This window comes from Dyadobacter sp. CY312, assembly GCF_021390535.1.
Lineage (GTDB): Bacteria > Bacteroidota > Bacteroidia > Cytophagales > Spirosomataceae > Dyadobacter.
Map to the genome: position 1 here is coordinate 15,052 of NZ_JAJUXG010000035.1, position 23,666 is coordinate 38,717.

General features: G+C 46.3%; 12 protein-coding genes. 11 read left to right on the forward strand and 1 reads right to left on the reverse strand.

The window, feature by feature from the left end; genetic code table 11:
• The first annotated feature begins 125 nt into the window (after positions 1–125).
• From LZG71_RS29265 to LZG71_RS29280, 4 genes are all read left to right on the forward strand, one after another.
• Positions 126–3,509, forward strand: coding sequence for a TonB-dependent receptor (locus LZG71_RS29265; RefSeq protein ID WP_233826658.1), 3,384 nt, complete (start codon positions 126–128; stop codon positions 3,507–3,509).
• A gap of 11 nt (positions 3,510–3,520) precedes the next feature.
• Entirely contained in the window at positions 3,521–5,272 is a 1,752-nt protein-coding gene (locus LZG71_RS29270; protein WP_233826660.1) for a RagB/SusD family nutrient uptake outer membrane protein, read from the forward strand.
• Positions 5,273–5,392: 120 nt separating this feature from the next.
• Positions 5,393–9,211 (forward strand): polysaccharide lyase family 8 super-sandwich domain-containing protein, encoded by a 3,819-nt coding sequence (locus LZG71_RS29275; protein WP_233826662.1) that lies wholly within the window; start codon positions 5,393–5,395, stop codon positions 9,209–9,211.
• Between the two features lie 89 nt (positions 9,212–9,300).
• Positions 9,301–10,074, forward strand: coding sequence for a family 16 glycosylhydrolase (locus tag LZG71_RS29280; RefSeq protein ID WP_233826664.1), 774 nt, complete (start codon positions 9,301–9,303; stop codon positions 10,072–10,074).
• A 299-nt stretch (positions 10,075–10,373) separates the two neighbouring features.
• Here the strand turns inward: LZG71_RS29280 and LZG71_RS29285 are convergent, their stop codons facing one another.
• A complete protein-coding gene (locus tag LZG71_RS29285; protein ID WP_233826666.1) occupies positions 10,374–11,390 on the reverse strand; it encodes a LacI family DNA-binding transcriptional regulator in 1,017 nt (338 codons plus the stop codon).
• 307 nt (positions 11,391–11,697) lie between these two features.
• On the opposite strand from LZG71_RS29285, the gene LZG71_RS29290 reads away from it, so the two are divergent.
• The 7 genes from LZG71_RS29290 to LZG71_RS29320 all read left to right on the forward strand — a co-directional run bounded on the left by LZG71_RS29290 (position 11,698) and on the right by LZG71_RS29320 (position 23,474).
• Complete coding sequence (locus tag LZG71_RS29290; protein ID WP_233826668.1) at positions 11,698–13,755, forward strand: dienelactone hydrolase family protein; 2,058 nt, start codon at positions 11,698–11,700, stop codon at positions 13,753–13,755.
• A gap of 5 nt (positions 13,756–13,760) precedes the next feature.
• Positions 13,761–15,170: a Gfo/Idh/MocA family protein gene (locus LZG71_RS29295; protein WP_233826670.1), complete on the forward strand. Its 1,410-nt coding sequence runs from the start codon at positions 13,761–13,763 to the stop codon at positions 15,168–15,170.
• A 35-nt stretch (positions 15,171–15,205) separates the two neighbouring features.
• Positions 15,206–15,952: a glucosamine-6-phosphate deaminase gene (locus tag LZG71_RS29300; RefSeq protein ID WP_233826672.1), complete on the forward strand. Its 747-nt coding sequence runs from the start codon at positions 15,206–15,208 to the stop codon at positions 15,950–15,952.
• A gap of 21 nt (positions 15,953–15,973) precedes the next feature.
• A complete protein-coding gene (locus LZG71_RS29305; protein WP_233826673.1) occupies positions 15,974–17,296 on the forward strand; it encodes a sugar MFS transporter in 1,323 nt (440 codons plus the stop codon).
• A 28-nt stretch (positions 17,297–17,324) separates the two neighbouring features.
• Positions 17,325–18,557, forward strand: coding sequence for an N-acetylglucosamine-6-phosphate deacetylase (gene nagA / locus LZG71_RS29310; RefSeq protein WP_233826675.1), 1,233 nt, complete (start codon positions 17,325–17,327; stop codon positions 18,555–18,557).
• A gap of 244 nt (positions 18,558–18,801) precedes the next feature.
• Entirely contained in the window at positions 18,802–21,912 is a 3,111-nt protein-coding gene (locus tag LZG71_RS29315) for a SusC/RagA family TonB-linked outer membrane protein (protein WP_233826677.1), read from the forward strand.
• Positions 21,913–21,920: 8 nt separating this feature from the next.
• Positions 21,921–23,474, forward strand: a complete 1,554-nt coding sequence (locus LZG71_RS29320) for a SusD/RagB family nutrient-binding outer membrane lipoprotein (protein WP_233826679.1) — start codon at positions 21,921–21,923, stop codon at positions 23,472–23,474.
• Positions 23,475–23,666: the final 192 nt, after the last annotated feature.

Below are 23,666 nucleotides of genomic sequence, written 5' to 3' on the forward strand. Positions count from 1 at the left end.
CTGCGCGGATTAGCACCCCCATTTCAACCGATTTTTCGCCCCCTCATTCTGAGGCGTTTGCAGAATTTTGTTCGACTGCAAACCAGTCAATCAGAATAATCCACTATAAAAACCCAAGAAGCCCAATGAATTATTTTACAGATCTAAAAAAATGCATTCTCCGGCAACTCCGGCCGCTTAAAATGCTGCTCAACGGCACGCTGGCTGCGCATTTGAAAACATGCCCGTGGTCGCTTCTTGCCATTGCCGGCCTGCTGCTTATTTGTAATCCTGTTAAAGCAGCACACTCCTTAAAAGTGATCTCGGCCGTCAGCAATGCAGCAGAAATCTCCGGCAAAGTTACAGACGAAAAAGGTGAAGGGCTTCCCGGAGTGAGCGTAGTAATAAAGGGAACGCAGCAAGGAACAGTAACTGATGTTGAGGGGAAGTTCAGATTATCTGTTTCAGATGGGAATGACAGATTTCTCGTATTCAGCTTTGTTGGTTACGACTCAAAGGAATTGCAAATCGGTAGCCAAACCGAGATGAATGTAAGCCTTTCTCCATCGACAAGTACATTAAACGAAGTGATGGTAGTTGGCTATGGAACACAGAAAAAGGTAAACATGACCGGATCTGTGGCAGCTGTTGCAGCAAAGGATATTGAAAACCGGCCCGTTACCAATCTTTCCTCTTCTCTTGCAGGCCTTGCACCGGGTGTAAGCGTACAGCAGGGATCAGGCAAACCGGGCTCCGATGGCGCCACCATTCGCATACGCGGTAACGGAACCCTGAATAATAACGACCCGCTCATCATTGTCGATGGTATCATCAGCTCTATGGATGCAGTAAACCCCAACGACGTAGAAAGCATGTCTATTCTTAAAGATGCCGCTTCTGCTTCTATCTACGGGTCGCTTGCCGGAAATGGGGTTGTGCTGATCACTACCAAAAAGGGTTCAAAAAACAAGCTAACCGTCAACTATACCGGCATGATATCTGTAGCCAAGCCGATTAACCTGATTAAACAGGTAACAGATTACAGTCGTCACATGAACCTGATTAACGAAGGTTACCGCAATTTGGGTCAAAATAATCTATTTTCTCAAAGTACTATCGATGCTTGGCAGACAGCAGCGGCTGATCCCAATGGAGTCACTGCCAACGGGGTGCCCAATTCAATTGCCTATCCAAACACCGACTGGATGAATACAGTCTTTGAGAACAACATTGTTCAAAATCACAATATTTCAGTCAATGGAGGAACGGAAAAGGCTTCCTATCTGCTTTCTGCGGGATACCTCAATAACCCTGGAACAATGCCCAATACAGGAACAAAACGCTATCAGCTAAGGGCTAACCTTGAAACGAGAATCAATAAATTTATTACCATTGGCACGCAGACGTATGCATCCATCCAGTCATACGACATGGGAAATACCTCAACCGCGTTTAATTTCCTCAGGCAAACCACTCCCGGTGTAGTTCCGTTTTATGATGGCAGATACGGTTTCGCACAGGCCCCGGAGGAGTCCTCTACTGCCAACAACATCTTGTCCTATTTCAATGACACAGGCGGTTCCAATCAGCAAAGCAGATTTAATACCACCCTGTACACCACTTTGAACCTGGTCAAAGGACTGGCTTTTGAAGCACGTTACAATTATCAGACACGCTTTCAGGAATCCAATTCCCACAGCAATCCGATAGACAGGTGGAACTTTGCCACCAATACAGTTAAGTCTTTTGCCTCCACGCCGGATAAGCTAAGCACCAACTATTCCTTCAACAAGGATTATGCGACGACAACCGACCTGGTATTACGCTACAACGCAGAGGTTGGCGCTCATGCATTTGGTGGTATTGCCGGTTATAATGAGTATTATTTCAACTATTACAACACCGGTGCAAGTATGCTTGGGCTCGTCGACTACAACATTACCACGCTAGGTTCGGGTACTACTATGTCGGCTATCAGCGGAACAGAATATGACAGGTCTATGCGCTCGTTCTTTGGACGGGTTAACTACGCCTACAAAGATCGCTATTTATTGGAAGCCAACCTTCGCTATGACGGTTCTTCAAAATTTGCACCCTCCAATCGATGGGGCATATTTCCTTCCTTTTCAGCCGGCTGGCGTTTGTCGGAAGAGCCTTTCATGCAAAATCTGAACAATCATATTCAAAACCTAAAACTGAGAGCGTCCTGGGGTAAATTGGGTAATAACAACATGAACTCCGATCTGAGCCGTGGAAATTATGATTACCAGGCGGTTTACAACACAGTTGGTTACTCATTCAACGGAATAGCGGCAACAGGTCTTTGGCAGGGGAAATTTGCAAACTCCAATCTTAAATGGGAAAGTACAACTGTTACCGGGCTGGGTCTGGAAGGTTCTGCTCTGAAAGGTGCACTTAATTTCGAGATTGACCTATACCGTAAATACACTGACGGCATTCTGACCACGCCGCCTATCCAGCTGGTGTTGGGAACCGCGACGGCACCTACCCAAAACACTGCCGCCGTACTTAACAAGGGTATTGAACTTACGCTCGGATATCGGGGTAAGGCAGGCCAAATCAGCTATGGACTGACGGGTAATTTTGCCTACAATTACAACAGAATTGACAAGTTTAAAGGCAAACTGGCAGAAGGCTGGAAAGATGTAAACGGAACGAGAACCTATTCATCCAACCTGGGTGATGTATCTACTGGCGGCGACAACAGAATACTTGAAGGGCACACCATTGATGCGTTTCACATCCAGACATTGTACAGTGGAAATGGCTCCGGCACCAATACAGACGGAACCGTCAATATCAATGGCGGACCCAAAGACGGAATGATTCGCACCGCTCAGGATATGGCCTGGCTCGAAGCCATGACAGCCGCAGGATATAGTTTTCAACCAGGCGGAGGTATTGGAAAAGCTAAAATTTACTACGGAGATCTGATCTATGCCGATAACAACGGAGATGGTATCTATGGAAACAGTTATGACAAACAGTTTACAGGTACCAATAGAACCCCGAAGTACAATTTCGGCCTCAGGGGCGACATCTCCTGGAGAGGAATTGACGTATCGATGCTCTGGTCCGCAAGTACAGGGTTTCAGTATGTGTGGAACGTAACCGGCTACAACAATTCCATTGTTCAGAATGGCTACTCCATACCGCTTGATGTTGCAAACAACCATTATTACTACAACGAGGCAAATCCATCCGACCCAGCCAACAACACAGATGGCAAAAGCCCGCGCCTGAAAAATACGACCGACGCACAAAATAATGTTTCCAGCACTTACTGGCTACACGATGCGAGTTATATAAAACTGAAAAACCTTCAAATCGGCTACACACTTCCACAATCCATAGCTGGTAAAGCATCCATAAGCAGGGCCAGGATATATCTGTCCGGCGAAAACCTGCTACTGCTTACCAAATATCCCGGTATGGACCCTGAGATAGGCGCGAATGTGGATTACCCGACCCTTAAACAATTTGCATTAGGTATCAACCTGACGTTCTAAAATCTTTCATCATGAAAAAAATACTATTCACATTAGCTACCACATTTTCCATGTCTGCCTGTCAGGAAAATGTGCTTGATACCGCTCCTTACGACGCTGTTAGCTCGGCAACTATGTGGACAACCGACAACCTCACAGACCTGGGTGTCACCGGGGTTTATCAGGCTCTCAGATTAAATATCAATGCCTCTGCTGCTTCTGGAAATGAGCTGTATCAACTTGACAGATTTGGAGTTGGAGGACAGGGACGGGATGCAGATGCACTTTTAATGGGAACCATTACACCCTCCAGCAGCATGTTTTCCGATAACTACAGGCAACTCTATGCCGGCATCAACCGAGCAAACGATGCCATTGTCAACATTGCAGAAAAGTCTCCATCCACTCCCGAGAAAAAAGCCCGGTTGCTGGCGGAATGCAAGTTCCTTCGTGCATATTTTTATTTGCGACTCAACCAGCTTTTCAAAGGCGTACCTCTGTTTCTGGAACCGATTACTCCTGATAATGCCAAAAGAGCCCGTTCCACCGAAGCAGAAATTTGGGAAGCCATTGTCAAAGATCTTACAGACTGCATCAACGAAACCAACCTGCCCGATAAATATGCCAAAGGCAACGCCATGTATGGACATATCACAAAAGGTGCCGCCTATGCTTTAAGAGGCAAAACCTATTTGTACCAACAAAAATGGGCGTTGGCTGCCGAAGATTTTGCGAAAGTTAAAAACGCGGGATATGCACTTTTTCCGGACTACAAAGCGCTTTTCAAAACTGCCAACGAACAAAGTGATGAGATGATATTTTCCATTCAGAATATCGGGATCAGCGGTTCGGGATCTACCACGCAATTTTTCACCGGTACCCGCTCATCCTTTGGTTCCAATTGGAATACATATCTGATACATCCCGATCTGGTAGAATTGTATCAAAACGCAGATGGAAGTAACTTCAACTGGAATGACATCATTCCAGGTTACAACAGCATGACTCCTGCACAGCGTGAAGTATTCTTTTTAAGGAACAATCTTACAGACAGTGAGATCACCGCAGCAAAAAACAGAGGAGCTGATATGTCAAAATATCTCCCGTCTGCCAACGAGGAGCGGATACTGAAGGTGTATGCCAACAGAGATCCGCGCCTGGGTCATAATGTGATCACACCCTATTCTACTTATGCCGGTGTATTTGGCACCGCTAATGCAAACGTAACAATGAGATGGCCATACAGATCCGAGGCGGCCGCAGGGGGTGATTTACGCACCGACACCCAGAGTTTTTTCTACTACCTGCATCGCAAATTTGTATACGAAGGAAATTCCGAACTCTTAAACAGAAGCTACGGACCTACCGATTTCCCCGTTATCAGATATGCAGATGTGCTGCTGATGTGGGCAGAAGCTCTCAACGAGCAGAGTTTCAGCACCGAAGCAGTAGCCTTGGTAAATCAGGTTAGATCCCGTGCAGGAGTTGGGCTTCTGAATTCTTCGGTACCTACCACGATAAGCAGTCAGGCAGAATTGAGAGAAGCAATCAGAAATGAAAGACGCAGAGAATTCCCCAACGAAGGGATCAGTTTCTTTGATGAATTAAGATGGAAATCCTGGAAAGAAAAAGTGTTTTACCCCGGCGCAGGTGTACGGCAGATCTGGGGTGCCAACGTGCAGACCTATTCCTGGAAAGGTGATTACATATACAACTGGCCAATCCCTCAAACCGAAATGGAGATGAACTCCACACTGACTCAGAACAGTGGATGGATTAACTGATTTTATCCATTGCTTGGGGTAACCAGGAAGATTTGTTACCCCAAGTCTATGCTCAACCCATTGACTATTCCTATCCCTTAATTACAGTATCAGACTTATCCATTTTGTTTTGACACTATTATGAAATCATATAAGTCCCCCATCCGGCTGTCTTTACTAACCATCATTTTCACCGTATTTATTTTCCTGAAAGCCAACAGCCAGACGGCCGCCGATTTTACAACTATTTCTGACAGAATTTTTAATACTTTTCAGTCTTCCGGCGGCGCTACGTCTGATACTCAGGTAAATTCGTTAGTAAGCACGCTGAATTCCTCGTACGGATGGCCGGATATCAATTATTCTTCCACCAGCCAAACCGACTGGGTGCCAGGATACCACCTCGCAAGAATGGCCACAATGGCCAAGGCCTATTCCAATCCTTCGAGCACCTATTACGGAGATCCGGACCTGAAAGAAAAAATAGAAGGAACCATGAATTACTGGCTGACGCTAAATCCTGCGCCAAGCAGTACAAACTGGTTTTATCTTTCCATAAGTGTACCCAAAGACATCGGCAACATCCTGATTTGCCTTCGAAAATCGCCGGAAGGAATTTCCGCTGCCCTGGAAAACCAGATGATTGCCTGGATGACCAAAGGTGTTGCCATCACCGCATCTCCCGCCCGGGACGGCTCGAACTTAACCGACGTTGCACAGCATTACATCATGCGTGCCTGTCTGACAGAAAATCAGACGTTACTAAATCAGACAATATCTGCCGTCACCAGCTCTATTGTCGTTACAACGGGGGAAGGTATCCAAAATGACAACTCCTACACAGCCCACGGACCTCAGTTGTATGTGTATGGTTACGGCAGAGAATACATTTCAGGCATCAGCAATATTGCAGTTTATGTCGCCGGAACTTCTTATGCTTTTCCAGCGGACAAACTTGCCATTTTTTCAGATTTTGTAAGAAAAGGTTTTATCAAACCATCCCGTGGTTCCTATGCAGATTTCAACCTGTATGGGCGCGGCGTGAGCCGTGCCAACGCCGGAAGAGCCGATGTGGGTCTGATCGAAAAGGTAAGGAACTTCGATTTGCCACAACATGCCACTGAATACGACCACGCAATTCAGAGAATGCGCGGGCTGCAACCTGCGTCCTACAATGTATCGGCCGAACACATTCACTACTGGCGTACGGACTACACGGTTCACCATCGCCCCGGATACATGTTTGGACTGCGCAGTGTTTCCTCGCGAAATGCCAAATCGGAAATGGGAAATGGTGAAAACATCAAAGGTTATTACCTGACCGAAGGTGTTAATTATATTGGTGTAAACGGAGACGAGTACTACAACATCTTCCCGGTCTGGGAATGGAATAAGATTCCTGGCACTACCGTTCCCGAAATTACCACATACCCTGTGCGAACTTCCTGGGGCGTTAATTTTGGTACGGTCCCGTTCGTTGGCGGTGTCTCGGACGGAATCTACGGAGCCAGTACGTACTCAATGAGCGATTACGGCACAACAGCAAAAAAATCCTGGTTTTATTTTGACGAAGAAATAGTGTGTCTTGGTGCCGGGATTAATTCATCGGCAACACAGCCGATCAATACTACGGTAAACCAGTGTCTTTTAAAAACGGATGTGACCGTCTCGGACGCGGTCAACAATGTCAGCGTTCTGAATGGTGGCATTCATGATTATACCAATAATTTAAAATGGGCTTTACAGGGAAACGTAGGATATTTTTTCCCGAAAGACGGTAACATTACCATAAGCAACCAAACCCAGACCGGAAGCTGGTCATCTATCAATACCACTGGTTCCACCGCTGCCCTATCCACTGATGTTTTCAAGTTATGGATCAAACACGGCACTGCGCCTGCCAATGCCTCCTATGCCTACATCGTAACGCCCGGAAAAACCTCGGCAACGCAAATGCAAAATTACAATGCTGCCCAGATCAGTATCCTGTCCAATACCCCTGCTATTCAGGCGGTGCGACATAATGGTTTGGGCATCTGGCAGGTCGTGTTTTACCAGGCAGGTGAATTTACTTCTGATCAGATCACTGTAAAGGTCAGCAAACCCTGCGTGGTTATGTTAAAAAACGTAACAGATAGCGAGGTAACCGTTCATGTTTCAGATCCTTCCCAAAATACAGCCCAAATATATCTGGGTGTAAAAACACCACAGTTCACCGCACTTCGGGCCTCAAATTTTAATATGCCTCAGGGAGCTGATGCCGGAAGCACTGTGAATGCCATCATTTCAAATGCCAATCCAATTTATCAGCTACCGGTTGAACCTATGCTGAAATTAACCAGTACAGCAGACGCTTTTGTAAGAAGCGGAGGTTCCGGAAGCACAGCGGTTCACGCCACCACAAATTATGGCTCCGATCCCGTTTTGACCATCAAAAAAGAGTCGGCAGGATATGACCGTGAAGTGTTTGTCAAATTTGATCTGAGCACTTTTTCTGCCAGCCCGGACAGCGCCGTAATACAGCTGCGGGTAAACAATGCCAATACTGCTGTTGCTAATACCAGGTGGGGATTCTATCTGGTTGAGGACAACACATGGACGGAAGCAGCTATCAACTGGAACAACAAACCGGCACATACGACCAAACTCGGGGAACTCACCGGAGCATCTGCCGGGAGTGTGGTAAAGCTCAACATTACTCAGGCAGTAATCAACCGGCTCACAGCAGATAAGATTCTGTCTGTTCGTGTTGCATCTGAACCCACCACGACCGACGCCGCTGTAATTAGTAAGACAGACGGAGCCTTTAATGCCAGGGAAAATATGAATGCAGATTACCGGCCTCAGATCTGGATTTACGGAAAGGTCCCGGAAGTGACAGAAGAGGTAAAAAAGGACTCGATTCTGGCGGTTGCAGATTCCTACGTGCGGAGCAATGGCAACGCTGCCAACAATTACGGCACGCAGGGTTATCTGGTCGCAAGAAACAAATCCGACGATATGCAGGAAATCTATCTGAAATTCGATATGCATGGATTGCGTAAGGGCCTTGTCAATGCGAAAGTGAGGTTGTATGCTCTTGAAAATGGAATTAACACAGCATGGAATCTGACTTTGGCCTCAAACACCTACGCAACCAGCACCGAGGCCTGGCAAGAAACCGGTATCAACTGGAACAACAAACCTGTGGCCACAGATCTGATAGTCAATACTACTTCTACGGCCACAGCAGGCTATGTATATTTTGACATCACCAGCGCCCTGGCCAGTATTTCTTCTGATAGCATTCTTACCTTTAAGATAACGGCAACTACGGATCTGTACAGCTCATTCCGCTCCCGCAATTTCGGAACGGATCTGCTAAGACCGAAAATTATCTATGAATACGCAACCCAGACCACCTCTCTTCCGGTTACACTTTCGTATTTTAAAGGTGACACCAAAAACGGTGCGGTTGATCTTTCATGGGAAACCTCCTCTGAGAAGAGCAATGATTACTTCGAGATTCAGAGAAGTGAAGACGGCAGGACTTTTCAGGCGATTGCAAGCGTGTCGGGTAACAATACCACGACCGATGTCAACAGATACTCCTATCAGGATCGCGGATGGGTGTTATCATACAACAACATTGTTTACTACCGTCTAAGGCAGGTAGACTATGATGGCAGCAGTACATTGTCTTCGATTGTTGCGATCACGCTGCCCAAAACGGACCACATATTCTCAGTAGGTCCCAATCCCACCCAGGGCAAGCTGACTGTATTTGTCAAAGATTCTTACGCAGGACCCCTGACTTTTACTATTGTGAATAGAGAGGGAATGCAAATCACAGAAAAGCACCTGACCAGAGCTGTGCTGACTGAATTTCAACTTGATCCATATCCCCCAGGACTTTACTTTCTCAAAATCAAAATGGATAATCAGCCACAACAGATTTTCAAGTTTGTACTAAGTAAGTGATACCCATGTGGAATCGCTGCTGGTCGCTCTGGTACGATTCCACTCTTTTGTGACAAATGAATTGATTAACATAAATAATATTACAACTTATGCGATTTGCATTACCATTTTTGATTTTACTCATAAGCTTACAGCCTCACCAGTCGCCCGCCCAAAGAAAATTAGTTTGGAGTGACGAATTTAACTACAAAGGACACCCTGATAGCACCAAATGGGCTTATGAGACAGGATTTGTCCGCAATAGGGAGCCGCAGTATTATACCCATAAAAGACTGGAAAACTGCCGTGTCGAAAACGGGACACTGGTCTTAGAAGCGAGGAAAGAATCGTATAAGGGTGCTGAATATACATCGGCCAGTCTGATAACCCTGGGTAAACAACAGTGGAAGTATGGCCGCATTGAAGCCCGGGCAAAGGTTCCCAAAGGGATCGGCACATGGCCGGCAATTTGGATGCTGGGCACAAACCGGACAGAAATAAAGTGGCCGCACTGTGGGGAAATTGACATCCTTGAATTTATCGGAAAGGATTCAACACGCGTTTTTGGAACGGTGCACTACTCAGATTCACTGAACCGATACCAGAGCGAAGGGAAAAAGCCGGTCGTAGGCGCACCATATGAAGGTTTTCATATTTATGCAGCAGAGTGGTCTGAGGATCGAATCGAATTTTACTACGATGATCTGAAATATTTTGTTTTCGAACTAAAAAAATCAGATAAAGCAAGCGGAAATGCATTTCAGAAAGAATTTTATCTACTCTTGAATCTCGCTCTGGGAAGGCAGGGCACCCTGCCTGGTCCACTGTCAGATAACGCACTGCCATCCAAATATTTGATCGATTACGTAAGGGTCTATCAATAAGCAGACCTGGTGGGATCCTAGATTACAATAAAACAAGATCGGTTGGTTAGGGTCGTTCTACCTGAATTCTTTTAAAAGGATGTATCTGCAAAACGAGGGTGTCTTGAAGCAGACATTCTCGTTTTATTTTGAGGGAGGTATTTAAAATATTTCCTATGACACGCTCTTCCTGACTTAGGCCACTGGGCTTTAAAATGGAATAAGAGATACCTCAGAATGTTTTAGGGTAAATGGCTCAAAATCAATTATTATCGTTGTTCGATAGCTGAACGTTGATAATAAACAGTAAGCTTAAATTTTTATCTTCTTGTAGATTCCCGAACGATTAACTCAGCTGAAAGCGTGATGCTGCGGGCTGCAAAATTGCTTTTGCTGATGTGTTTTAAAAGCAGCGAACAGCTCTGTTTCCCAATTTCGTAAGCGGGTTCTGCCACCGTAGACAAGGTGGGTGATATAATCTCACATATCGGGTCGTTTGTAAATCCGATCACACCAACCTCTGGTCCGACGGCAATTTTTCTCTCCTTCAATGCCAGTATTGCGCCTATACCTTTACGGTCATTCACCGCGAAAATCGCGTCGGGCCTACTTTCCTGCGAATCGAACAATTTTGCGACATCACTGATTGCATCAGCCTGAGAGAAACCTGAGTGGATCACCATAGAAGGATCATAAATCAGATTGTGCTTTTCCAGCGCGTGAACGTAGCCATTCAAACGGTTTTGCGTAAGTGAAAGCTCCTTAGGACCTGTGATGTGCGCGATCTTGGTATAGCCGCATTCGATCAGGTGCTCTACTGCCGTGAAGGCTCCATTGTAGTCATCCTGCATCACCTTGGAAGCGTTTATGGCGGCAGCAACACGGTCAAAAAAGACGACAGGCAAGCCGTCATCTATGATCTGGCTGAAATGGGAATAGTTATTTTCGTGAGCAGATACGCACGCAAGCAACCCATCCAGACTACTCAATGACAAATCCTCCACGATCCTGATCTCGGTATCTGCCGAGTCATTGGTCAGGTATAGGATCAGATTAAATCCATTTTCGTCAGCTACCTGCTGTATACCTGTTATCACTGTTGAAAAATAGTAATTGGTAATCACAGGAATGAGTACACCTATGTTGTGGGTACTTCTCTTGACCAGTCCGGTAGCATTAAAATTGGGTTTGTAATTCAGCTCATTGGCCATGTCCAACACCTTCTGACGAGTCTGTGCATTCACATCGTAGGTATCTCTAAGAGCCCTTGAAACTGTGGCAACCGATATATCCAGCGCTTTGGCAATGTCTTTGATGGTTATATATCTGCGGCGCATGAAATGGTGTCTGGTTTAGAAAAACGAAGTTCTAAATTACAAATTATCTTCCATCCCCGGCTTAAACAGGGTTATTTGCAAATAAGCAAGGCGCTATGCGATTTGCTAAATTCAATCAGTTTCGTAAACGTTCTCGCTACTATTTCCAGCAATACCAACCGGTTACATTGCAAAATCGTTGTAATATTGAAGATCAGTAAAATATTGATCGGCTATTTATCGCACTGATAATATTTTCTTTCAGAGATAATCGGTTTGAACTCTGAAAGAGCCGGCATCTCAACCACTGCAAGCAAATTTACCAGGTATGAAAAGATTGGTTTCATTTGGGCTGTTATTCGTTTTACACTTCGCTGGCCGTGGTTTATCGGCAGCTCAGCAAATCAGTTCCGATACCGATAGTCTACCCAATGTGTTTCAGGAATCCTATATCGACCTGATAGAAAAACAATACCGATCTGAGGCTGCACTTGCTTTTAGAAAACATCAACTGCCCGACAACAAGGTGGAATGGCTAACCTACAAAGCCAATTTAAAAAACAGGATATTTGAAAAAACTGCCGCAGTCACCAATCCTGATTTGCCCCTGGCCATTCAACAAACGGATGTAAATCAACTAAATGGCTACTCAGTTCAAAACATATCATTTCAAACCAGACCCGGCGTCCGCGCAACTGCCAATTTATATGTACCCGACGGACCGGGATCTTTCCCAGCGGTGATAGCCATGCACGGGCATTGGCCCGACGGTAAAACAAATGAAGTCGTGCAATCCCTTGGACATACACTGGCTCTGAACGGCTATGTTTGTCTGATTTTGGATGCTTTTGGATCAGGAGAACGAACTACGGAACACGCTGTGCACGAATACCATGGGTCCAATCTGGGTGCTTCGCTTATGAATGCAGGCCATACACTGATGGGCGAGCAAATTTCCGATAACATCAGGAGTGTCGATCTTTTATACTCACTGCCTTATGTAGATAAAAATAATATCGGCGCCACAGGAGCAAGCGGTGGCGGGAACCAGACCATGTGGCTGTCCGCTTTGGACGAACGCATCAAAGCATCTATGCCGGTGGTGAGCGTTGGAACTTTTGAGTCTTACATCATGAGAAGCAACTGTGTATGTGAGCTGCTGCCAGGCGGGCTGACTTTTACAGAAGAGGCAGGCGTACTCGCTATGATTGCTCCGCGGGCACTTAAAATTGCCACCGCTCTTCATGATGCAAATCAGACATTCACCTATCCGGAAATGCTGAAAAGTTATCAAAGTGCACAGAAGGTATTTACCATGATGGGAGCTTTCGATAAAATAAGCTATCAACTCTTTGATACCGGACATGGCTACTGGCCACAGATGAGACAATCCATGCTTGGCTTTTTTGATCTTTACCTGAAAGAAAAAGGCTCCGGAGCTGCAAAACAGGAAATCCCATTCAAATTACTTGACAAAGAACAGCTGATGGTTTACAAACCACAACAAAGGGATAGCGCTGTGCTCAGTATTCAGAAGTTTGCTAAAATTGCAGGTGGTGAGCTAAGAAAACGCAACAGAGTACAAAACAGCATTGATGCTCAAAATAAAAGACAAGAGCTGCAAAAGTTACTGGGCATTTCGGCTCCGATTAAGCTGGCTGGTGTTACCACCTACGGCGAAAAAGGCGGTTGGCAACGTTTCAGCATTCAAACAAGTGACAACCGACTGATTCCATTGCTGCTTAAAAAACCAAAAGCAGCCAGCAGTGGCTACACGGTCATTTTGAATCCGTCAGGAAAAAATGCTGTGGACCTTGACTGGCTATCGCGGATGGAGCAGTCGAATAACGGAATAGTTATCGCTGATCTTTGGGGAACCGGCCAGAGCCACTCACAAGCCACGGCAGGTTTTGACAAAAACCTGACCCCTTTCCATACACTCGCCCGCGCATCATTGTGGCTTGGCAAAACGGTGATCGGAAACTGGGTATCTGAAATTGACATGATTACTCAACTAGTAAAAATCCAGACTCCTACGGCTAAAATATCTTTTCATGCCGAAAAAGAAGCCGGTATTGCAGCACTGTTTCACGAAGCAATCCATGGCCAGGGGCATCGGCTGGTTTTGAGTCATTGCCCGGTGAGCTACCAGTTTGATCAGCGCCAAACTGTCGATTATTTCGGAATGAGCATTCATATACCAGCCGTATTACAATGGGGGGATGTTGCGCTGGCTTGTGCCTTAACCAAAGCAGAGATCACCTTCGAAAATCCTGTGAGTATGTCAGGAACTGAGATCAGGGATGAGAAACTTGTAGCCGTTAAATCAGAGTTTGACAGGCTGGCAAAAATTTGTAAAAAGAATACGCCGGTCAATTTTAATTAAAGAATATGAAAAAGAGAGATTTTTTAAAACTGACAGGTCTTGCAGGCCTGGGCCTCGCTAATAACACCTTTGCAAACGGCGCGGAAAGGGCTGAAATAAACCTGTCCAAGCCTTCTGAGCTGAAAGGATTCGGACAAAGCTTCAATATGAGTGGCTATTCGGCTCCCAAAATTGATACGGTACGAATCGGCTATATTGGCCTTGGCAACCGGGGAGGCGGAGCGATTAAAAGAATTGTTCATCTCGAAAATGTTCAGGTAAAGGCCCTCTGCGACGTACGGCCTGCGCAGGTGCAACAGGCCGCCAAGATTTTTGAGAACACCATTCACAAACCCAAATTGTATTCGGCCGGCCAGGACGACTGGAAAAAGGTTTGTGACAGAGATGATATTGACCTTATATACATCTGCACGCCCTGGAACCTTCATGCGCCCATGGCTCAGTACGCCATGGAACACGGCAAACACGTAGCCTGCGAAATTCCGGTTGCTACAACCACTGAAGATTGCTGGAAGCTTGTGCAGACCTCTGAACGAACCAAAAAGCATTGTATGATGCTGGAAAATTGTTGTTATGATTTCTTTGAATTACTCACACTCAACATGGCCCGCCAGGGATTCTTTGGTGAGATCATGCATGCCGAAGGTGCTTACATCCACGATATCTATGATTCTTTATTCGACAAGAACAAGCGCTACGAACTGTGGAGACTGAAAGAAAACCAGCGTAACGGAAACCTGTATCCTACGCACGGTCTGGGTCCGGTGTGCCAGGCTCTGGATATCAACAGAGGAGACAGAATGGACTATCTTGTATCAATGGCCAGCAGTGACTTTATGATTTCCGACAAAGTCAATAGCCTGGCCAGCAGCGACGCAGATTTCAAACCTTTTGCCGGTAAGCATTTCCGGGGAAATATGAACACATCCGTTATCAAGACTGCGAAGGGAAAAACCATCATGCTTCAGCACGATGTGAGCTCCCCTCGCCCCTATTCACGTATTCATTTGCTGAGCGGAACAAAGGCTACCGCACAGAAATATCCACTGCCAGGGAGAATTTCCCTGGGACATGAATGGCTTCCGGAAAGCGAGTATCAAAAACTTGAAAAGCAGTTTGAGCCACCCATTATCAAAAGGATCGGTGAGCTTGCCAAACAGGTTGGAGGGCATGGAGGGATGGATTTTTTGATGGACTGGCGTCTGATTGACTGTCTTCGCAACGGCTTGCCGCTGGATCAGGATGTATATGATGCTGCTTCATGGAGCGTAATCGCACCTTTGACCGAATGGTCTGTCGCTAACAGGTCTGCTCCGGTGGATGTACCCGATTTTACAAATGGGAGCTGGAAAACCAATAAACCCGTCGATATAGCAATGAACGGCGGAGGGAATACCAAAGTAAAAATCAAATAAGCTTTTTCTTAACCATATAAATTTGACAAGCAAGCATGAAAGTTGTTGTAAGTGAAACAAGCGTGGAGCTTGGCCGTGAAGCTGGAAAAGTGGCAGCAGACCTGATTCGCCAAAGTATAGATCAGAACGGGGAGGCCAACATTATTCTGGCTACCGGAACAAGTCAGTTTGAAACGATCAATCAGCTCACCAAAGAGGATATTGACTGGTCAAAAGTAACCATGTTTCATCTTGATGAATACATCGGTATGGCAGATACACATCCGGCCAGTTTCAGAAAATACCTCAGAGAGCGGTTTCTGCAAAAAGTCAGTCCGTTAAAAGCGAGCTTTCTGATAGATGGTCTGACGCACCCCGAAGATCAAATCCGGCAACTTGCAGAATTGATCAGCAGGCATCCGATTGATGTTGCCCTGGTGGGTGTTGGTGAGAACGGACACCTGGCCTTTAATGATCCCCCTGCCGATTTCCACACGGAAACTCCATATCTGATTGTCAATCTCGACGAGCCCTGCCGGCTTCAACAGATGGGGGAAGGCTGGTTTGACTCCTTAGAGCAGGTTCCTCTTCAGGCGATCAGTATGTCGGTAAAACAGATTATGAAGTCTAAGCATATCATCTGCTCTGTTCCTGACGAGCGTAAAGCGCAGGCGGTAAAAGACAGTCTGGAGCGTGAGGTTAACCCGCTCTACCCGGCCAGTATTCTGCAACAGCATCCGCACTGCGAGTTCTACCTTGACAAGGCCTCGGCGAGCCTGTTGTCAAAGTCTGCGATAATCTGAACATCATAATAAATCTGAATCATGAAAAACCTGAAAGCTGTGTCAGTCGCAAGTCTGACACGCCGGGAAACGATTGTATCGATTTTTCTGATCGGTGTAATGTTTTTTGTTTTCGGCTTTGTATCCTGGGTCAATTCAATCTTGATACCCTATTTCAAAATAGCCTGCGAATTGACAAGCTTTCAGGCTTATCTGGTAGCATTTGCATTTTACATCGCCTACTTCGTGATGTCGGTCCCGTCCTCCTACCTTTTAAAGGCAGTTGGCTTTAAAAAGGGAATGATGTTTGGTTTCTGGGCTATGGCGCTGGGCGCATTTATTTTTGTGCCAGCTGCCATGAGCCGTACCTATGAGATTTTCCTGATAGGACTTTTTACAACAGGCATCGGCCTGGCTGTTTTACAAACTGCCGCCAATCCTTACATCACCATATTAGGCGATGTAAACCGGGCAGCCCAGCGCATCAGCATCATGGGGATCTGCAACAAGGCAGCTGGTATCCTTTCACCTATTGTCTTTGCGGCAGTGATACTCCGCCCTACCGATTCTGACATGTTTGCCCAGCTGGGAACCATGTCAGAAGTAGATAAAAACGCAGCACTTGATGAGCTGATACGGCGTGTGATCAACCCGTACATTGGCCTGGGCGTCCTACTTTTTACGCTTGGCATACTGGTTTACCGCTCACCACTTCCTGAAATTGATACCGAACATGAGGATGAAACTCTGGCTACTGCCAATTCAGGCAAAACAAGCATTTTTCAATTTCCTCACCTGATCCTGGGCGCCCTGGCGATCTTTCTTCATGTTGGTACTCAGGTTATTGCCATTGATACGATTATCGGGTATGCCGTTTCTATGGATATCGACCTGCTGGAAGCAAAAGTTTTTCCGTCGTACACGTTATTTTGCACGATTTGCGGCTATTTGATCGGTATAAGTGTGATCCCAAAATTCATCAGCCAGCTCACTGCACTTAAGATCTGTACGCTGCTTGGCAGTATTTTCACAATCCTGATCATTGTTTCCAAAGGAAGCTATAACTTTCTTGGGCATCAGGCTGATATCTCTATTTGGTTTGTAGTGTTGCTGGGACTGGCAAATTCGCTGGTCTGGGCGGGAATCTGGCCGTTGGCACTGTATGGTCTGGGCAGATTTACCAAACTGGGCGCATCCATTATGATCATGGGCCTTTGCGGAAACGCGATCCTGCCACTGGTATACGGATATTTTGCCGATGAATTTTCACTCAGAGATGCTTACTGGGTATTGCTGCCCTGCTATGTATATCTGGTTTTCTACGCCTTCCATGGATACCGGCTGCGGTACTGGAAACCTTTGTAAATGACTAATCCTAAACCCCACCAGAATATTGAAAACGAAAATCTTTAACGGCACGCTGCTTACTCCGCACAGGGCAATCGGTAACGGCGCGATCATCATCCAGGATGGTAAAATCCTGGATGTATGCCAATCAAACCCTGATACCAGTGATACGGTGGATATTGACGCAGGCGGAAACTACATTTCGCCCGGCTTTATTGATCTGCACGTTCACGGTGGCGGAGGACATGATTTTATGGACGGCTCTGTGCAAGCATTTTTGCAAATCGCCGAAACGCATGCCCGCTACGGTACAACCGCCATGGTCCCGACTACATTGACCAGTGAAAAAGAAGATTTGCTACGTACACTCGATTTGTATGAACAGGCAAATCAAGAGAACAACAAAGGTGCGCAGTTTTTGGGTATGCATCTTGAAGGTCCCTACTTTGCACAAAGTCAGCGCGGAGCACAGGATCCGCGTTACATTCGTAATCCTGATGCAGAAGAGTACGAAGAGATCCTGAATTATAGCTCCTCAATCGTAAGATGGAGCGCGGCTCCTGAATTGCCGGGATCGATCGAATTCGGACAGCGGTTGATGCAAAAGGGAATTCTGCCGGCGGCGGCACACACGGATGCAATCTATGAAGAGGTGCTCGAGGCTTTCGAAAACGGCTATACACTGGCCACACATCTGTATTCTGCCATGTCCGGCGTAACAAGAAAAAATGCTTTCCGGTACGCAGGAATGATAGAAAGTGCCTTGCTATTGGATATGGATGTCGAAATTATAGCTGATGGTGTGCATTTGCCTGCACCACTTCTCAAATTGGTCTACAAAATAAAAGGACCAGACAAAATAGCACTGATTACAGACGCGATGAGGGCAGCAGCGATGCCTGCCGGGGATAGCATTCTCGGGCCTTTGTCGAACGGTTTGAAAGTGATCGTGGAAGACGGCGTGGCAAAACTACCTGACAGGTCCTCTTTTGCAGGCAGCGTAGCAACAGCGGACAGGCTTGTGAGAACGATGATAAATCTGGCAGACATTCCTCTTTTACAAGCAGTAAAAATGATGACACTCACACCGGCAAGAATTATGAAATCGGACCATACCAAAGGATTACTAGTCAAGGGTAAGGACGCGGACATTGTCCTATTTGATGAGGATATACAAATACAAAAAACCTTTGTCAACGGTCGGCTGGTCTTCGACAAAGTAAATCATGAAGGATCACGAAAAGAAATTCAGGCCAAGACCGCGGGTAACGTATACTAATTAACGTTAGAAACAAAATATCCCCGGACCAGGTATTTTGAGTTAACGACCGAATTTGGTAACGGTGAATTATCAGTAGATGCGTCGGTCTGCGAAAAGTGTCTGAAAGACCTATCGATAGCAGATTTTCGATAACGTTCTCGCTGATTTTTATCAGACTGTGTTTGTAAGTGCAACCAATATATTACTCTTTTGCCATATCGGTAGAATATAATTCTGAGCGAAACTTAATCCACCATACAATATGCAACCAAATCTATTGCGGATATACAAGTTATATCTGATCCTAACCGTTTTCTTACTCTCTGCCAGTAGCATCTTACATGCACAGGATGCCACGGATCTGACCGGCGTTGTTAAAGAGGGTTCAACACAGACCACAATTCCGGGAGCAAACATTCTTATAAAGGGAACCAATACGGGTGTTTCCACCGATGCACAGGGGAACTTCTCCATTAAAGCCAAAGCCGGCGATATTCTCGTTGTTTCTTACATTGGGTTTCAGAGTCAGGAAATCACGGTAGCCAATCAGAGCAGAATTGAAATTAAACTGCTTCCCACAGCCGCTCAGCTTGATGAGGTGGTGGTAACAGCATTGGGAATTACCCGCGAAAGCAAATCGATCACCTATGCCGCCCAGCAACTGTCCAACTCTGATCTGACTGCGATTAAAGATCCTTCGGGAAATGTAATGAACAGTCTCAACGGCAAGATCGCCGGTGCTGTGATTACACCGGCTGCCACCGGACCTGGTGGAGCAGTGCGGGTTGTACTCAGAGGGAACCGCTCGATCAGCGGAAACAATAACGCTCTTATCGTGATTGATGGTGTGCCGATTGACAATACCATGACGACCGAACAGGGCGGCAGCGGTTCTGCAAATACACCTGCAACCCAGCAAAAAAGTACAAGCAGCGGCTACTCCGGCAGCGATGGTGCAGCCAGTATCAACCCCGAGGATGTGGAGTCGATCACTGTATTAAAAGGTCCGGCAGCAGCAGCACTGTATGGTAGCCGGGCTGCAAACGGTGCACTCATGATTACAACGAAGCGAGGAAAAAGCGGAAAGACATCTGTTAATTATAATGGTGGCGTATCTATTGAAAACCCTCTTTTGTTGATGGATTTGCAGAATACATATGGACGTGGTAACGGCGGCGTAATCGGACAGACCGCTGCGGGTAGCTGGGGAGCACCAGCACAGACGTATAAAGACAATGTCAAAAGTTTCTACAATAACGGCACAACGTTTAACAATTCGGTAAACATTTCGGGTGGAACGGAAAAAATGCAGGGTTATGCATCTTACACCAACAACACCATCGGCGGTATTATACCCAACAATAAACTGAACCGCAACACGCTTAATCTCAGACTTAACAATGAAATTCTGCCTGGACTGACTACGGATGTCAAGATCACTTATGTGAACCAGAAAATCAAAGGCAAACCACGCCTTGGCGACAACGGCGTTACCAATGAAGCGCTGATTATGCCAAGGGACATGAGCCCGGAAGAATTGCGGAATTTTGAGACGATCAATCCCGCGACACAGCAGCCTCAGCCACTTTACTGGACAACCAGTTCCTTTTTTCAAAATCCTTACTGGGACGTGAACCGTACGTCGTTAAATGAAGAGCGAAACAGGATCATGATGGTAGGTTCGGTTAAATATCAGTTTACCGACTGGTTATTTTTACAGGCACGTTACAGTCTGGATCGGTATGACGACAAAATAACCGGCTCTTATCATGCAGGCACCTTGCCAGTTCCCACACTCGCCGGGGGGCGCTATCAGGAAAACCATGTCAATCGTTGGGAAAGAAATATTGATGTGCTTTTGTCAGGGAACAACAATTTCGGCGATGATTTTGGCATTACCTATAATCTGGGCAGTGCAATCCTAAACAACAATGGGTACAACACACAGTCCCTGGCCAACGGCTTGCGTATTCCAAATGTTTTCGATCTCAACTTTGCATCCACACCCGCTTTTGCCAATATAGTTGCAAGAAAAGAGATTCAGTCCGTGTACGCCAGTGTGACCGCCAATTTCAGAGAACTGCTGTTTTTAGACCTGAGCGCACGGAACGACTGGTCTTCAACACTGCCATCTCCACACAGCTACTTCTACCCTTCCGTGGGCGTTTCCACCCTGCTCACCGGATTTTTGAATCTGCCCGAGTGGATCAGTTATGCTAAATTTCGCGGAGCCTATACCCAGGTTGGAAATGATGCAGATCCCTACCTGCTGAACCAGACTTACACCTACGCACAGGGAGCCGGCTCAGGTTTTGTTACACGGGATCAGACACGTTACCTGAATAATTTAAAACCCGAAAGAACCAATGCACTTGAAATAGGAACAGAATGGCGCTTTCTGAACGGAAGGCTGGGAATTGACCTGACCTTGTATAAAACCAACACGGTCAACCAGCTCATCTTTATCGGCTTGCCACAACCATCTGGCTTCAACAATCAATACATCAATGTCGGAGACATTCAAAACAAAGGAATTGAATTGATGCTTACTGCGACTCCTTTCAAATCTGAAAACTTCAACTGGACCACGAATGTGAATTTTGCCGCCAACAGAAACAAGGTGATTGAGCTGCTACCAGGCATCGAGCAGGCCAGCCTGACAACGGCTACCAACTTTGCCAGTTCGCTGATTCGCCCCGGAGGATCGTATGGAGATCTTTATGGATTTGTCTGGGGAAAAAACCAGGAGGGACAACACAGGGTTTCTGCCAATGGATTACCGCTAGTCGACCAGTTGCAAAAAATAGGCAACTTCAATCCGGACTATACCTTAGGCTGGAACAATCAACTGAAATATAAAAAATTCAACCTCTCCTTTTTGGTGGACGGTAGAGTTGGAGGTACAATTATCTCAGGCACAGACGCGCTGCTGGGCTATTTCGGCCTCGCTGACTACACCACTGCACACAGAGCCGGAGGTTTGATATTGGACGGCGTAAGTCCGGATGGGAATACCAATACAGTACCCATCACGGCCGAGCAGCTGTGGACACAGGTTTCACAGGGAGGAACCAATGCCTGGGGTGAATTCTTTGCTTACAGCGCGACTAATTTCAGGCTCAGAGAGCTTTCTCTTGGATACGATTTTGCTTTGGGCGGCTCAAAGATCAAATCGGCCCGCATTGCACTTACGGCCAGGAATTTGTTTTTCCTATACCGTGGAAAATCATTGGTCGATATACCGGGTATAGGCAAACGCACCCTACCTGTCGATCCTGAATCTGCTATCGGATCAAGCAACTATCAGGGAATAGAAAGTGGTATCGTTCCCTCAACACGCAGCCTGGGTCTTAATGTTAACTTTTCTTTTTAATCATTCAAATGAAAAAGTATTCAGCCATCAGCTCCATTTGTATGTTCCTGTTGATCGCAACAGGCTGTACAAAAGATTTTATCGATATCAACACCAACCCGTCGAAACTCACACAGGTAGGGTCGCGCGAACTTGGATTCATGTTTTCAAGAGCGCAATCCGCAGCACTGTATCACCGGCCTTACTACCAGACAATTTCGATTTTGATGCCGGACCTTTATGCCCAGTATTATGCCCTGACTACCACCAGTTTTACAACAGACAGATACGCGCTTAACGACACCTGGCTTTCGCGCCCCGGAATTATTACTTATGTCTTTGCCATGCCGCAGCTCCAGGCCATTTTTGACGCCACGGAGCCCACCTCTGCTGAATATGCGCTTGCTAACATCATGAAAGCCTATGTGTTTCACAGATACACCGACCAGTTTGGCCCCGTGCCCTATTTCGGTGCCGGCTCCACAGCTTCGAGCATCGCTTATGACACCCAACAGCAGATTTATGATGATCTTTTTAAACGACTGGATTCAGCAAGCACCAACCTCAAATCGGCAGGCGTGACCAATGTTTTCGGTGCACAGGATCTGATTTATGGCGGCGACGTATCCAAATGGATCGCTTTTGCCAATACATTGCGTTTGAGAATGGCACTCCGTATATCGAAAGTTGATCCGCAAAGAGCCAAACTGGAAGCCGAAGCAGCCGTGGCGGGCGGCGTAATGACCACCAACGCAGAAAGCGCAAGCATTGAACGATCTTTGAACGGAGATGATGCAAACGGTTTGGCATTTAATGCAGCTGCCAACGAATTCAGCATGAGCTCAACGATGGCTTCCTATCTGAAAGGATACAGTGACCCAAGATTAGCAATCCTTTTTCAACCTGCGGTAGGCTCCGGTCAGTTCAAAGGTCTAAGAAACGGGAGCTCCGCCACTGCCATTAACCTCGCCGGAAACAGACCCGCTCAAACATCGAACATTGGTACCAGATGGGTACAAAGAAACGGGAATGCGTGGGTTGGGAATCTTACCGTTCGCCAGGAAGTGATGGCTACCGCTGAGGCATTTTTTCTTAAAGCAGAAGGCGCATTAAATGGCTGGAATATGGGAACTGGTACAGCGCGCTCATTCTATGAAAAAGGAATTGAATTAAGCATGCAGCAATGGGGAGTGAGCGACAACGCTGCCATACAAAACTACATCAATTCTTCGGCCTTGCCGGCAGCCCCGGCCGACGAGGCAGGCTCACCTGCTGTATCGGAAACCCCGATTAAATGGGCTTCATCTGAAACTGCACAAAGAGCACAGATTGGCACCCAGAAATGGATCGCTATATTCCCGGATGGTGTGGAAGCATGGTCTGAATTTCGCAGGACAGGATATCCGGTTATGTATCCACTGCTGCAATCTGATAATGCGGATCTTCCTTTGGGAACGTTCATAAAAAGGTTACCTTATTCGTCTGTTGAAGCCACAACCAATGCGGATGCGCTGCAAAAGGCAAGAGAATTACTTGGCGGCGCAGATAATGCGGCAACCCGTGTATGGTGGGATGTGGATTAGTAAACCCATTTTTATTTTATAAATGAGGACGTACTAGTCACCACAATATCTAAACAATTAGCAAAAAGGCAATCAACGATCCATTTGGATATTCCGTTGATGCTGACCCCGTACCGGGCATACTGCCCCCCTTAATTTAGGTTCTGATCTGAGAGATTCTGATGGGCTGACAATTTTACCGTTTTTTTCTTA

Excerpts from the sequence above, each read along its gene's own strand:
- LZG71_RS29265 (WP_233826658.1), top strand. The coding sequence starts at position 126 with ATGAATTATTTTACAGATCTAAAAAAATGCATTCTCCGGCAACTCCGG.
- LZG71_RS29270 (WP_233826660.1), top strand. The coding sequence starts at position 3,521 with ATGAAAAAAATACTATTCACATTAGCTACCACATTTTCCATGTCTGCC.
- LZG71_RS29275 (WP_233826662.1), top strand. The coding sequence starts at position 5,393 with ATGAAATCATATAAGTCCCCCATCCGGCTGTCTTTACTAACCATCATT.
- LZG71_RS29280 (WP_233826664.1), top strand. The coding sequence starts at position 9,301 with ATGCGATTTGCATTACCATTTTTGATTTTACTCATAAGCTTACAGCCT.
- LZG71_RS29285 (WP_233826666.1), bottom strand. The coding sequence starts at position 11,390 with ATGCGCCGCAGATATATAACCATCAAAGACATTGCCAAAGCGCTGGAT.
- LZG71_RS29290 (WP_233826668.1), top strand. The coding sequence starts at position 11,698 with ATGAAAAGATTGGTTTCATTTGGGCTGTTATTCGTTTTACACTTCGCT.
- LZG71_RS29295 (WP_233826670.1), top strand. The coding sequence starts at position 13,761 with ATGAAAAAGAGAGATTTTTTAAAACTGACAGGTCTTGCAGGCCTGGGC.
- LZG71_RS29300 (WP_233826672.1), top strand. The coding sequence starts at position 15,206 with ATGAAAGTTGTTGTAAGTGAAACAAGCGTGGAGCTTGGCCGTGAAGCT.
- LZG71_RS29305 (WP_233826673.1), top strand. The coding sequence starts at position 15,974 with ATGAAAAACCTGAAAGCTGTGTCAGTCGCAAGTCTGACACGCCGGGAA.
- LZG71_RS29315 (WP_233826677.1), top strand. The coding sequence starts at position 18,802 with ATGCAACCAAATCTATTGCGGATATACAAGTTATATCTGATCCTAACC.
- LZG71_RS29320 (WP_233826679.1), top strand. The coding sequence starts at position 21,921 with ATGAAAAAGTATTCAGCCATCAGCTCCATTTGTATGTTCCTGTTGATC.